The organism is Geitlerinema sp. CS-897, from assembly GCF_028368005.1.
In the GTDB taxonomy this organism is placed as follows: Bacteria; Cyanobacteriota; Cyanobacteriia; order Cyanobacteriales; family Geitlerinemataceae; genus Baaleninema; species Baaleninema simplex.
The window spans coordinates 1-13,531 of record NZ_JAQNCQ010000292.1; the positions used below are offsets into that span (position 1 = coordinate 1).

At 53.4% G+C, this 13,531-nt stretch carries 10 protein-coding genes; 6 read left to right on the forward strand and 4 right to left on the reverse strand.

The window, feature by feature from the left end:
* Positions 1 to 86: 86 nt before the first annotated feature.
* From fmt to POG22_RS18205, 5 genes are all read left to right on the forward strand, one after another.
* Positions 87 to 1,088, forward strand: a complete 1,002-nt coding sequence (fmt, locus tag POG22_RS18185) for a methionyl-tRNA formyltransferase (RefSeq protein WP_498906721.1) — start codon at positions 87 to 89, stop codon at positions 1,086 to 1,088.
* Between the two features lie 116 nt (positions 1,089 to 1,204).
* Positions 1,205 to 1,927 carry an SIMPL domain-containing protein gene (locus tag POG22_RS18190; RefSeq protein WP_498906722.1) on the forward strand — a complete coding sequence of 241 codons (723 nt, stop codon included), beginning with the start codon at positions 1,205 to 1,207 and terminating at the stop codon, positions 1,925 to 1,927.
* A gap of 254 nt (positions 1,928 to 2,181) precedes the next feature.
* Positions 2,182 to 2,877: a 3-oxoacyl-ACP reductase FabG gene (gene fabG, locus POG22_RS18195; RefSeq protein ID WP_498906723.1), complete on the forward strand. Its 696-nt coding sequence runs from the start codon at positions 2,182 to 2,184 to the stop codon at positions 2,875 to 2,877.
* Positions 2,874 to 3,941: an ABC transporter substrate-binding protein gene (locus POG22_RS18200; RefSeq protein WP_498906724.1), complete on the forward strand. Its 1,068-nt coding sequence runs from the start codon at positions 2,874 to 2,876 to the stop codon at positions 3,939 to 3,941. The genes fabG and POG22_RS18200 overlap by 4 nt, the downstream gene beginning before the upstream one ends.
* A complete protein-coding gene (locus POG22_RS18205) occupies positions 3,929 to 5,728 on the forward strand; it encodes a sensor histidine kinase (protein WP_498906725.1) in 1,800 nt (599 codons plus the stop codon). Before POG22_RS18200 ends, POG22_RS18205 begins: the two co-directional genes overlap by 13 nt.
* A 4-nt stretch (positions 5,729 to 5,732) precedes the next feature.
* Here POG22_RS18205 and POG22_RS18210 read toward each other — a convergent pair whose 3' ends face one another.
* The 3 genes from POG22_RS18210 to POG22_RS18220 all read right to left on the reverse strand — a co-directional run bounded on the left by POG22_RS18210 (position 5,733) and on the right by POG22_RS18220 (position 10,762).
* The gene (locus tag POG22_RS18210; RefSeq protein WP_498906726.1) at positions 5,733 to 7,505 is read right to left on the reverse strand and encodes a M10 family metallopeptidase C-terminal domain-containing protein; all 1,773 of its coding nucleotides are present in this window, start codon (positions 7,503 to 7,505) and stop codon (positions 5,733 to 5,735) included.
* A gap of 1,186 nt (positions 7,506 to 8,691) precedes the next feature.
* Positions 8,692 to 10,287: a porin gene (locus POG22_RS18215; protein ID WP_498906727.1), complete on the reverse strand. Its 1,596-nt coding sequence runs from the start codon at positions 10,285 to 10,287 to the stop codon at positions 8,692 to 8,694.
* Between the two features lie 16 nt (positions 10,288 to 10,303).
* Positions 10,304 to 10,762 (reverse strand): nitrate reductase associated protein, encoded by a 459-nt coding sequence (locus POG22_RS18220; RefSeq protein ID WP_063715284.1) that lies wholly within the window; start codon positions 10,760 to 10,762, stop codon positions 10,304 to 10,306.
* Positions 10,763 to 10,887: 125 nt separating this feature from the next.
* On the opposite strand from POG22_RS18220, the gene POG22_RS18225 reads away from it, so the two are divergent.
* Positions 10,888 to 11,106 (forward strand): hypothetical protein, encoded by a 219-nt coding sequence (locus POG22_RS18225; RefSeq protein ID WP_017660776.1) that lies wholly within the window; start codon positions 10,888 to 10,890, stop codon positions 11,104 to 11,106.
* A gap of 226 nt (positions 11,107 to 11,332) precedes the next feature.
* Here POG22_RS18225 and POG22_RS18230 read toward each other — a convergent pair whose 3' ends face one another.
* Positions 11,333 to 13,531 carry a molybdopterin oxidoreductase family protein gene (locus POG22_RS18230; protein ID WP_498906728.1) on the reverse strand — a complete coding sequence of 733 codons (2,199 nt, stop codon included), beginning with the start codon at positions 13,529 to 13,531 and terminating at the stop codon, positions 11,333 to 11,335.

Consider the following 13,531-nt stretch of genomic DNA (forward strand, 5'->3'; position numbering starts at 1 on the left):
AAGGGAGAGGGGGAGAAAGGGAGAGGGGGAGAAAGGGAGAGGGGGAGAAAGGGAGTCAACTATCAACTATCAACCGTCAACTGTTCATGAAGCTAATTTTCTTCGGTACGCCTCAATTTGCCGTTCCCAGTTTGAAAACTTTGATCGATCGCCAGGAATTCGAGGTGGCGGCGGTGGTGACGCAACCAGACAAACGGCGATCGCGCGGTAAAACTTTGAGTCCGTCTCCGGTGAAGGCCGTCGCTGTCGAACGTGGCGTTCCCGTGTGGCAACCGCGACGGGTCAAGAAAGACACCGAAACCCTCGAAAAGCTGAAAGCGGCTGAAGCCGATGCGTTTGTTGTCGTCGCCTACGGTCAGATTCTTTCGTCGGAAATCTTGCAAATGCCTCGCTTGGGCTGCATTAACGGTCACGGTTCGCTCCTTCCCGAATATCGCGGGGCGGCTCCGATTCAGTGGTGTTTGTGCGAGGGGAAATCCCACACTGGAATGACCACCATGTTTATGGACGAAGGGATGGACACCGGGGCGATGTTGCTGAAATCCCACGTTGATATCGGACTGCTCGAGAACGCTTGGGAGTTAGCGGCCGAACTGGCCGAACAATGCGGTGATTTGCTCGTCGAAACGCTGCTGAAACTCGATCGCGACGAAATACAACCGGTTCCCCAAGACGACGAAGCTGCCACTTACGCCCCTCTTATCCAAAAAGACGACTACAAACTCGATTGGACGCACAGCGCGATCGCCCTTCACGATCGAATTCGCGGTTTTTATCCCAACTGCGTCGCTCGCTTCGGCGAAACTCCCCTCAAAATTAAAGCCTCCGCTCCTCTCGGTGATGAGTATTGGGAACAGCTTCCCCCCGAGATCGCGTCGTTACAACAGCAGTGGGGCGAAATGTCGCAAAAATCTGGCGAACCGGGCGAAATCGTCTGCATCGTAAAAAACCTCGGGCCGGTTGTCGAAACTGGAAACGGCAAGCTCCTGTTGCGCGAAGTGCAGCTTGCGGGCAAAAAAGCTCAGTCGGGTTGGGATTTCGCCAACGGAACCCGCCTCGACGTCGGCGATCGCCTCGAAAACGGATGAGGTCGCTCTTCTATCTGTCATAAGTCGGGCGTCGGTTAGCGGCGATTTCCCCCACGATTGAAGATAACGCAAAAAATTGCGCGTGCTTACCATATTTATCTAAAATAGTCAAGTCTATGAACCGTACTGTTTCCCGTTGGCTCGTCAGTCCCCTGGCTGCGTTGATGCTGACCACAGGAGCTGTTTCGATCGTGGGGTGTACTGCTGTGACCGCCCAAGAACAACGCACGAACGTCCTCACCGTCACCGGGCAGGGCATCGTCTCCGTTCCCACGAGTCTGGCGCAAGTGAACCTCGGCGTCGAAGTGCGCGGCCAAACCGCCGAAGAAGTCCAACAAGCCGTCGCCGAGCGATCGAGTTCTCTCGTGCAACTGCTGCGATCGCGCAACGTCGAAAAACTACAAACCACCGGCGTTCGCCTCAATCCCATCTACTCGACGCGCAACAACGAAACCACCATTACCGGCTATTCCGCCAGTAACACCGTGAGTTTCCGCATCGCCACCGAAGAAGCCGGACAACTCCTCGACGACGCCGTCGCCTCTGGAGCGACCCGCATCGACAGTATCAGTTTCGTCGCCACGGACGACGCCCTCGAAGCTGCTCGCGAGCAAGCTCTGCGTCAAGCCACCCTCGACGCCCAACGTCAAGCAGACGTGGTATTGGGAACGCTCGACCTTTCCCGACGGGAAGTCGTGAACATCTCTGTCAACGCCAACTTTCCCACGCCGCAACCCCTAGCTAACTTCGGTATGGTGAGAGCTGAAGCTGCCTCGACTCCCATCGAAGGCGGAGAACAAGAAGTTCGAGCCTCCGTCACCTTGGAATTTGGATATTGAAAACTAGGGGATAGGGAACGGGGAATGGGGAACGGGAAATGGGGAACACCCGAATACCCGAACAGTATCCTTCTTGTCCTCCTGGTTTGAGAAGATCGGGATCGGGTCATGAAATCTCATCATCTCATCACCTCATTATCCCCTCATCACCATCCCCTAATCTCCTCATCAAGTCCTATCCATCGACAGATTGAACCGAGCGGGCAAGGTTTTTAAATTAAAAGGAGAGTAGAAAAAAATAGGAGAACTTGCCCGTGAACGGTAAAAAAGTCTTACTCACTGGCGGAACTGGCGGTTTGGGAATGGGGGTAACGCCGCTGGCAGCCGCGCGAGGAGCCGATCTCACCGTAACCTATCGCCACAGCGAAGAGGTCGATCGCCTCAAACAGAAAATGGCGGCCGAGGACTTTTCTAAAATTCAGTTCGTCAAGATCGATCTTCTCGACGAAAGTGCCGTCAAACAACTCATCGAAGATATGGGACGTATCGACGGGCTAATTCACCTCGTCGGAGGATTTGCTATGGGTGCCACGGCCGAATACAGTTACGAGAATTGGAAAAAAGATTTCGACCTCAATCTCAATACAACGTTCTTAACCTGCAAATATAGTTTGGCAAAAATGCTAAAACAAGGATACGGACGAATCGTAACCGTGGGGTCGCGAGGTGCGGTCGAACCGGGGGCAAAACTGGCGGCCTACTGTGCCTCGAAAGCGGCAGTCGTCGCCCTGACAAAATCGATCGCCGCCGAAACTCGGGGAACGAACGTCACGGCAAACTGCGTCCTCCCCAGCGTCATCGATACCCCCGCCAACCGGGAGGCAATGGGAACCGAAGAAGCCCAGAAATGGGTCGAACCGAAGTCCTTGGCAGAGGCCATCTGTTTCCTAGCCTCAGAAGCGGCGAAAGATCTGCGCGGTGCGGCCGTTCCGGTTTACGGAGACGTTTGATTTCACTGCAACCGTTACCACTCAACATCGTGTTCGTATTTCAGAGAACCCGTCTGTCCCACGTCCTGAAGTCTCGTAACCCTCGAGGCGCAGGCGTTATCCTCTTGTTTTGGGCGACGCTGGGATTGGTGCTGCTGTTGGCGGCCTGTCAACCGCGCCCAGCTTCTCTTAAAGTCGGTTTGAACAGTTGGCCGGGCTTCGATGTCATCGCCTATGCCGAAGCGACCGATATTTTCGAGCGTCGCGGCCTCGAGGTCGAACTGGTACGCTTCGATAACGCGCAGGATACGACCCGAGCGATGATGCGCGGCGCTCTCGATGCAGCCTTCGTCAACCTCTGGGACGTGTTACAAGCCGACCCCGCTGAAGACAGTCCGACTTACATCATGGTCACGAACGTCTCGAACGGATCTGATGGTATTGTCGCTCACAAAGAGATTTCATCGGTCGAAGATCTCGGCGGGCGTCGTGTGGGGGCGAAGTTAGGAACGGTCAACCATTTGATTTTGCTCGAAGCGTTGCAACTGCACGGCGTTCCTACCCAGGCGGTGGAACTAGCAGATGTCTCGAACGAAATTGCTGTCACTCAACTCAAAGACGATCGGCTCGATGCGGCGGTGTTGTGGGAACCGCTGTTAAGCCAAACGGCCGATGAAATTGGCGGACAGGTGATTTACACGACCCGAGATACGGACAGCGTCGTCATCGACGGCTTGGCCACGCGTGGCGAAATGGCGCGATCGAGGCGTACTGCCCTCAAACAACTCGTTCTGGCGTGGTTCGACGTCATGCACGCGATCGAAACGCAACCTGAAGAAGTGTTCGAGATCGTGGCCGAACGCCTCGGACAAGATCCCGCCGCCTTTGCGGAGGACTACGCCGGTTTGGAGAAGGGAGACATCGCCCTCAATCGCGAAATGTTTGAAGGGGGTCGCTTGAAAGACGCGATCGCCCAACTGACCCGTTTGTTTGAAGCTGACCCGCGCCACGGACGACTGCTGCGAGAAGACCTACAAGTCGATACCGCACCCGTGATGTCTGCAATTGAAGAATGGCAACCGTAAGCGATCGCTCGAATTCCCCTCCCCGAAAATCGAAACGTTCTTTAGCCCGACAGCTTCTCGGCGGCCTCGGGATTTCTCTAATCGCGATCGGAGCGACGACCCTCGGCGTTAATTACAAACTCCTCGAAACCGATCTCGAACACAAAATCGAACAACAGGCCACCTCTCTAGCCCGCAGCATCGAGTTCGTGTCGGAAGGACTCATCGAATTGCAATATGTCAGCATCCTCCAGCGCGTGGTGCAAAATTACGCCACGCTGCCCAACGTCGTCGAAATCGCGATCGTCGATCCCGACGGCATTTTGCTGGCCTATAGTGCTACATCGCCGCGACAGCGCCCTTTTGCCGAGTTGCGACCCGAGTTAGCAGACCTACTCGATCGCGCCTCGGTCGCTCACAGCCATTTCTCAGAGAAAACGACCCTCGACGGTCGTGCTGTGTTAGTCAACGTTCAACCGTTTAGCAGCGTGTTGTTTGGAACCTCGGGACGACGGGGACTGTCGATCGCGATTCTCGACTTGCACACCCTCCACGAAGACGCTCGCAGTACGTTTTTACAATCGAGCGCGACGTTGATGGGGGGCATTTTCGCTATTCTCGGGTTGATGAGTCTGTTGCTTCAGAAAACCGTTCTCGTCCCGCTGCAACAGCTCGACGCTGCCGTGACTCGCAGTCAGTCAACCGGACAGTTCCATTGTCCCAAACCCCTGCCCCACAACGAAATTGGCGTTCTCGCTACGGTTCTCGAGGGGGCGTTTCAGGCACTGCAACAGGAAATCCTCCGACGCACTCAAACTGAAACGGCTCTCAGAGACAGCGAGTCTCGGGAAAAAACGAGATCGCGCGAACTCCAACAGACTCTCGAAAATCTCAAAAAAACCCAAGCCCAACTCATTCATACGGAAAAAATGTCCAGTTTGGGGCAAATGGTGGCAGGAGTCGCTCACGAAATTAACAATCCGATCGGTTTCGTTTACGGCAATCTGGCCCATCTCGAAGAATACACGCGAGACCTCATCGAAACGATTCACCTCTATCAACGGCATTGTCCCGATCCGCCTCCCGAGATCCGACACCATCTCCACGAGATCGATTTCGTCTATCTCGAACAAGATCTTCCCCAGGCGATCGCCTCGATGCAAGCTGGCGCTCAACGCATTCGCGATATCGTCTTGTCGCTGCGTAATTTCTCTCGCCTCGACGAATCGGAAATGAAAGAGGCCGATTTCAATCAAGGCATCGACAGTACGCTCTTGACGGTGAGCTGTCGTCTCAAGCCTCAAGAGCGACGGCCTGAAATTCAGGTCGTTCGGGAGTACGACGATCTCCCTCCGGTTGAATGCTATCCCGGCCAGCTCAATCAGGTGGTGCTGAACCTTCTCAACAACGCCGTCGACGCTTTAGATACTCGTTCGGACAATCCGACGATTTGGATTCGTACCACTCTGGTTTCGGTTCCCGACAATACTCGTTACGTGCGTCTCTCCGTTCGCGATAACGGATCGGGCATTACTGAAGAGGTGCGATCGAAACTCTTCGATCCCTTCTTCACCACGAAACCCGTCGGCCGAGGAACGGGTTTAGGTCTCTCGATTAGCTATCAAATTATCGTCGAACGCCATCGGGGAACTCTTTCGTGTCAGTCGGTTCCCGGTGGGGGAACTGAGTTCGTGGCCACGATTCCGGTCGCACAAACGGTCGAACATACCACGCCGCAAAATCTCCCCCGACACTCAGCGGTTTCGAGGGAGATTTTCCCACAAGCCAGTCGAAACTCGGACGGTTAACCGATTAGAACAAGTTGTTCGTCATATCGAAGTTGGCGGCGGTGAGAGTGTCGGTGAAGTTGTGCAGCTTAATCGCCATGTCCGATACGCCGTTATCCCAGCGATCGATATACACCCAAGTATCGAAGCCAACTCGCTCGCTACGGATTTCGCCGATACCGTCGCCGACGGTAAACTGGCTCGCTTCTCCGAAGTATTGGAGATGTCGGTCGGCTTTGAAGAGGTTTAATACGTCTGTCGTTTCAAAGTCGGTGATAATGTCGTAGTTGTGAGGCTTTGAATCTTCGTGGTTCGTATAGACGAAAATGTCGTCGCCCTCTCCGCCGGCCATGATGTCGCCGCCGCGACTGCCTACGATAGTATCTTCTCCACCGCCTCCTTCAATGTAATCGTTGCCGCGACCGGCTCGTAGGAAGTCGTCTCCGTCTCCTGCGATGATGCGATCGTTGCCGTCTCCGGTATCGATTTGGTTGTTGCCGCTGTCTTCGGAGGTATCGACGTCGTTATCGCTATTATCGCCAGAGATCAACCGTTCGACGCTATCGGGCGCCCCGTAACGATAAGCGACGCTCAAGTCGGGAGCTTGGAAGTCGCCCCGAGTTCCGACGAGGGAGAAGTCGGTTCCGCCTTCGGTAAATTGGGAGACGGAAAAACCAAACCGTATCTCGTCGAGGGGGAGGTTGTTAATCGGGGTGGGAAAGAAACTCTCGACGAGGGTGGCACTACTGCCCGAGAGCTGATATTTGTAAACCGCACCGGCGTTCGTGCCGACGGTATCGTCGCGATCGGCTCCGACGAGAAGCTGGTTTCCCGAGAGACTGACTGAGTTTCCGAAGAAATCGTTGGCGGCTGAGGTTGGGTTGTCGATGGTGGTCAGTAGGGTTCCCGAGTTCGTATCGAACACGTAGACGCGACCGCTATTGTCGTTTTCTTCGGGGGCGCTGACGACCGCTAAGCTGTTGGATATGTCAACGGCAAATCCAAAGGAACCGTTTCGTTCTGGGTTGGGACTTTGGAATTCGTGCAGGAAATTACCGGTTTGGCTGTTAAACAGGTAAGCTCGTCCGGTATCTTTATCGCTAACGTCGGTAGGGTCGCTTTCTCCGTATCGTTCGCCGACGAGGACGTATTGGCTCGAGAGTTTGACGTCAAAGCCAAAGATACTGAAGTTATCGCTCGGATTCGGACTTTCGAGTTTTAGGAGTCGCTGTCCGCTGGTTTTATCGAAAATATGGACGACGCCGGTATCCCAGTCGTCGTTGGGGTTGGGATCGGGAACTTCGCGATCGTGACCGGGAGCGCCGATCGCGACGCGGTTTCCATCGATATCGACGGCCTCGCCAAAGCGATCGCGTTGGACTAAACCGGCATTTAATCCCGTATCGTCGGGTGGGTTGAGAAAGGTTTGTTGTAACTGACCCGTTCCGATATCGAATAAATATGCGACACCGACGTTAGCGTTGGTCGGACCGTCCGCTCGGCGCGCTCCGACTACCATATGGGTTTGCCACAGGGCGATCGAGGTTCCGAACTCTCCTTGTTGGCTCGCGGAGGGATCGATATACGAACCCGCCTCCGGTAATAAATTTCCGAACCCGTCGTAAACGAACGCCGAACCGGCATTTCGGATTTCTTGAGTGGCGTCTGTGGGGTTAATGGGGTCGTCGAATTTCGTGGCAATTGCGGAAAATTGACCGTATTGAGCGACTTCTGTGCCAAATCCGTCGCGAATAGTTGGTGTGGGGTTGTTGAGAAGTTGTAAGTCAATGTTTGGCATTTTTATGAGGGCTTCCAAGAACGCAATAGTTTTATCGACACTATGTCGCCCCTCTTGAGTCGTGTCTATAGCAATCTGCGTAAATTTACGCAATCTTTGCAAGATTTAGTCCGAAAAAATACAGAGAATCGTGAATATTTGGCAATTAAGGAGGATCGTATCGCTTGGGAACTCATCTGAAACAAATCGAAAATTGCTTTATGGAATCTTCAAAATTTACAGCAAGCGTGAAAATGGATACAGAAAATCGATATAATAACGCTTCCGCTTCTGAGTTAAGCTTCACATTTTTATACTGAATTTAAATACAATAAAAAATATTGTTTTATCGCATGAGAATCTGAGAATATATTTTGATTTTTGAGGTTTTGGGGAATTACCAGAAAAATGTAGTTCGGACTACAAAAAACATCGAATTTCTATTCTCTATTGTTGAAACCTCTATTTTTACGTTAAGGAACCTCTAAAAATTGATTTTAGTTCAAAAATCAACGATTGAAACCATTGAAACCTCGTTTCTATTTTTCGATAATATAGGCTGTTTCTCAACGCTTCAGCTCCGCTCAGCGTTGAGTCCGAGCTTAATAAGCTTGGATAAATCGAGCTAGCTGTTCATGTCACGTTATCTGGATATAGAAAACGATCGTATAGTTAGAAGCTTCTTTTTTTTGAACAAACGTTCTCGAAATTGAATTCAATTTAAATTGATTTAAATTCCCCTAAAATCTCTAAAATTGTGAACTTCACCGTATTTTTTTGTTGAAATATTTAAACAAGAAACAACAAGTTTTTGTTGAATTGAGGAAATTTAGGCTCGAAAGCTTTAGATTTTGCGTTCAAAATACGATTTTAGCTCGAAATTGATTTTCGTTATGAATTTCAAGTTAAGCGATCGCCATTCTGTAAAGTCTTACAGAGTAAGGCATTCAGCAAAACTCAACACCCTCGTTGCAATCTATGTATAAATACGGAGACAAAACACAAAGATCGCTAAAGACAGAGACGCGATCGGTCTCCCCTCGCTCGACGCCAAATCACGGGAAATGGCGATCGAACCGCCCCGATATCCCCGAAATACGCAAAAAGAGAGGCACTGTAACAGTACCTCTCTCGAATCATCCGTTGAGACTCTACCCGAAACGATCCACAGAACGTTGCAGACAACGCCCCGATGAGCGATCGCCCCTTAAAACGTAAACGTCGTACGAATCGTCCCAATGACGATACTATCGTTCTCGTCGTCCTGATTCGGATTCAGCAGCCAGATAATCCCCGGCGTAATCGCGAGATTGTCCGAAATTTGGACTTTATACGACCCTTCCAAATGCCAGGGAACGTCGTTTTCAAAGTCCGTATTCCCCGGAACGTCGAGGCCGCCGAGATAAGGTTCCGCCCCCACGATAATCGCCCCGAAGTTACCCGGAAGCAACAAATCGGGGAACGTCAGCGTCAACGCATAATTCCAGAGTTCCGCATCCCCCAAACCGATCAACGTGGCGTCTGTAAAACCGCCCCACGCCCCGACTCGGAACTTCGGCGTCACCTCCCACGACGCCTGAATCCCGTAAGAATTACTCACCACCGGCGTCGTTAACTGAGATTCCGACAACGCCGACGCCGCATCCAACGCACTCGGCGACAGTCCCCCTAAATTCGTTCCCGTTCCCCCAAAACCGAACCGCCGCCCTTGAGAAACGTCGTAAGCGTGAATGTAAGTCAGTCCGAAACTCAAACGATCCGTCGGTTGCAAAACCACTTGACCCAAGGCGGAGTAGTTCCCGTTAAACAATCCCGCTCCTTCGTCGGGGAGATTCGCACCTCGGGCGATGTATCCGGCGGAAATTTCCAAGAAATCCGAAGGACGGTAACGCAATCCTAAACCGTTTCCTCCTAAGCCGCTGCGATAGATGGGGTTGCGTTCGGCGAACCGCGTCAACGCCCCCGTAACGCCGCCTCCCGCTTCGAGTCCGGGGTTGAGGGTGTTGTTATAGAATTGGTGTCCTCCGGCGTTAGCCATGACGGTGACTTGTAAATCATCCGTGGCAGGGAAGACGTAGTGCAGGCGGTTGATGGTTAAATTATCGTCGCGATCGCCGTCAAAAGCGTAGCGGCCTTCGTTCGTGTTGAGTTCGTCGGCGAAGGAGTTTTCCAAATTGCCGAACTGTAAGCGAGTAAACAGGCGATCGCGTCCCGTAAAACTCGTCACGAAGTTCAAGCGTCCCCGGTTGGTAAACACCGTTTGCGCGTCGTTATCCTCGTCGGAAATACCGTTTCCACCCCAAGCGTCCGAAAGAACGAAGGCCACTTCGCCCTGTAGCTTCGTCGTGACGGAAAACTGGTTCGCTTCGAGTTCGGCGACTCTGGCTTCCAAACCGTCCACCCGTCCTCGCAACGCCGAAAGTTCGGCCGAAAATTCCTCCTGCAAGCGTCGAATGCGGGCTAAATCTTCAGGGTCGATCGCTTCCCCACCACCGATGAGAGCGACGATTTGGTCGAGACAGGCATTCAACCCCGCCGCGAACTCGTAGCGAGTTAGAAAGTTATTCCCGCGATACGTACCATCGGGATACCCCGCGATACAACCGTAGCGTTCGACGAGAGATTGCAACGCCTGAAACGCCCAATCCGTCGGCTGTACGTCAGACAATTGCGATACTGAAGTCACCTGTGCCAGTTGGAGGTTATCGGTGGGGATTGGCGTGGTTCCGTGAGAACGCATGGGAAACGCCAACAAGACCGCAATAAAAGAAGACGACGTTAGAAAGGTATTGAATTGAGTCACGATCGATAAAATCTCCTCACACGATGCCGAACTCCCGAAGAGCTGGCAAAAAGTTTTTGTTTTCGTGGCTGGGGCGACTGAGTTTCACCAGAGCGAATTTCTGGAGAGAACTCAACGCCGCCCAGTGTTGGGTAGAAATCGCGACCTTTTCCGAGGCCGCTTTTTCCAAGACTTGTACGGGGATCTCTCCACTCATCCAAGACGGATGGGGATCGACCGGCAGATCTTTGGGATAGGTGCGGGTGCGATCGAACACCAAACGACGAACCACGTCTCGATAGGCTGAAATTTCAGATTCCGAAAAACAGGGAAGTTCGACTAGGGCGCGACGTTCGGACTCGTCAAAGTGATGCCAGTGTTCGAGTTTGAGCTTCACGCCGCAGGTATCGAGGTTGTAACGTACCCGCATCGGAATGCAGCGCAGGGACTCGACGAAATCTGATTCAAACTGGAAAAAAGAGGCCGTAGAATGCATACGATTTGTTCTGCTTTCTGTCAACTGCGTTACTTTTTTTTAAATCGAGAGCGAGGAGAAAAGGGGAAATCCCTACAATATAGATATCCCAATCCTGTAAACACCCCGCCTGAGAGGGACGCCAAATGAAGCCCCACTGGAACGATCCCCCCCAACCCCTCGATCGATCTGTTCGCAACACAACAGAAAACGACGCACAGGCGATAGTTATCGGTGTTCTTATCGCATCGTTCGCGATCGGTGCCATCCCGATCCTCCACAGTTCTAACCTCGCCCTATCTCCCGAGTCATCCCTCACCGTCCCCGGAGAAGCCACACTTTGGAGTGAAGGGTTACAGGATTAGGAAGACCAGGAAGAAACCTGTGGAGTCGGTGCGTGACAGAGCGATCGCTCTCAGGATTTATACCCGATTTTTCAAGTCACGCACCCTTGTCTGTTGGCGGTGTACATTGGCGGTGCGCCTCTTTCAGGGAAGAGTTAAGAGTCTAGAGTGAAGAGTTAAAGAGGAATTCCCACTCTACACTCTGCCCTCTGCACTCTACACTGATAAACACGCACCCTACGACTTCTCACCTCCTCACCTCCTCACCTCTTGCACTGGTGACTGGCGACTGGTGACTGGCGACTGAAAAGACTTGCACCGCACAGGCTTTTAACTCCGGTTGGAGAGATTCGGGACAGGATTCGGGATGTGTTAGGGCGTTGGCTTCGGCATCGTCCGCCCAGAGAAAGCCCCAGTGCATGGGAACGAACACCGTTCCGGGGGCGATCGCTCTCGTGAGTTTAGCGCGAAACTTCCCCCGTCCCCGCTTCGAGACGACTATCACCCACTCCCCATCGATAACCGTTAGCTCTCTAGCATCGCGGGGATGGATTTCAATCAAGGGGTCGGGATATTTTTTCGCGATTTTGTCGATGCGTCCGGTGCGAGTTTGAGTGTGCCAGTGTTCGTACAGTCGTCCGGTGGTCAACACGAAGGGATAATCGGGGTCTGGGGGTTCCGCCAATCCCCGCGCGTGGTACGCCCCGAACTTGGCGCGTCCGTCTTCGGTGGGAAAGCGAAAATCCGTATACAACCGTTTGGCGTGGCGGGTTTCGGGGTTCTCCACTTCCCCCTCGGCACAAGGCCACTGAAGCGGCCCTTCCCGACGCAGGCGCTCTTGACTGAGTCCAGCCATATCACAAATTCGACTTTTTGTCAAGCAAACAAATTCGCGATAGACCTCCGCCGACGATCGAAACTCGAAGGACGCCTCGAATCCCAAGCGTCGCCCCACCTCGGCAAAGATCTCCCAATCGGCTCTCGCTTCTCCTGGCGGGTCGCGAAACTGAGGACAGAGCGTTACCATCCGTTCGGAATTCGTCATGACGCCGGTTTTCTCGCCCCACTGCGCTGCCGGAAGTAAAATATGGGCGAATTCTGCCGTTTCTGTAGGATAGTAGGCATCTTGGTAAATCGTCAGGGGAGAGCGACGCAAAGCGGCGTGAGTGCGATCGAGATCGGGCATACTTACCGCCGGATTCGTCGCCGCTACCCATAACGCCTTGACCGTTCCCGCCTCTAACCCCAGCATCATATCCCACGCGGCCAAACCGGGACGGGGGTTAATTTGGCCTGGGGACAAGTTCCAATATTCCTCGACTTCTCGGCGATGTTGGGGATTCGCCACCAGTCGATATCCCGGTAACAGGTGGGCGAGTCCCCCCGCTTCCCGTCCCCCCATCGCGTTGGGTTGTCCGGTGAGGGAAAACGGGCCGGTGCCGGGTTTGCCGATATTTCCCGTCATCAGATGGAGGTTGATGAGCGATCGCACCTTCGCCGTTCCTTCCGAAGACTGGTTCAGTCCCATCGACCACAGCGACAACACCCGCTTTGACTGCGCCCAAAACCTCGCGGCGGTCTCCAACTCTTCCTGGGAAATCCCGCAACGCTGCGCCACCAAATCTGGCGGATAGTGACGAACGACATCGGTAAATTCAGGAAACCCACGAGTACATTCGTCGATAAACAGCGTATCCAGTTGTCCCCACCGCAGCAACAGATAAGCAATCCCGTTGAGAAGGTCGATATCCGTTCCCGGTCGAATCGCCAAATGGAGGTCGGCGGCGTCGGCGGTGGCGGTTTTGCGGGGATCGACGACGATTAACTTGACCGATCGGTTTTTCTTGTGATGGACGCGCAGGCGGTTAAAGGCGATGGGATGGCATTCAGCGGCGTTGGTGCCGATGAGGAAGGCGCAGTCCGTTTCCTCCAAATCCGCGTAACAACAGGGCGGCCCGTCCGACCCCAAACTTTTGACGTATCCCGCCACCGCCGAAGACATACAGAGTCGGGAGTTGGCGTCGAAATTGTTGGTTCCCAAACAGCCTTTCATCAGCTTTTGGGCGATGTAGTAGTCTTCCGTTTGGAACTGTCCCGATCCGTACAGGGCGATCGCGTCCGGGCCGTGTTCGTCGAGAATCCGGCGAAATTCCCAGACGATGCGATCGAGTGCATCGTCCCAACTCACCCGTTGAAACGGCTCCTCGAGGGAGTTTCGCATCATCGGATAGCGCAGTCGGTCTTTATCCAACGCTTCGGCGATCGTTGCCCCTTTCACGCAGACTTTACCGAGACTCGAGGGATGAGAGCGATCGCCCCGCACGCGCCAAATCGGAACCCCGCGATCGTCGCGATGAGTGGCTTTTCCCGGCAGGGCAGGCGGTAGCACTTCCAAGCCACAGCCGACACCGCAATAAGGACATAAGGTTTTTGTCGGTACAGTCAT

Bases quoted from the DNA above. Each gene is read 5' to 3' on its own strand.
- POG22_RS18230 (WP_498906728.1), bottom strand. From the start codon at position 13,531: ATGACTGTACCGACAAAAACCTTATGTCCTTATTGCGGTGTCGGCTGT.
- POG22_RS18190 (WP_498906722.1), top strand. From the start codon at position 1,205: ATGAACCGTACTGTTTCCCGTTGGCTCGTCAGTCCCCTGGCTGCGTTG.
- POG22_RS18225 (WP_017660776.1), top strand. From the start codon at position 10,888: ATGAAGCCCCACTGGAACGATCCCCCCCAACCCCTCGATCGATCTGTT.
- POG22_RS18205 (WP_498906725.1), top strand. From the start codon at position 3,929: ATGGCAACCGTAAGCGATCGCTCGAATTCCCCTCCCCGAAAATCGAAA.
- POG22_RS18220 (WP_063715284.1), bottom strand. From the start codon at position 10,762: ATGCATTCTACGGCCTCTTTTTTCCAGTTTGAATCAGATTTCGTCGAG.
- POG22_RS18210 (WP_498906726.1), bottom strand. From the start codon at position 7,505: ATGCCAAACATTGACTTACAACTTCTCAACAACCCCACACCAACTATT.
- fmt (WP_498906721.1), top strand. From the start codon at position 87: ATGAAGCTAATTTTCTTCGGTACGCCTCAATTTGCCGTTCCCAGTTTG.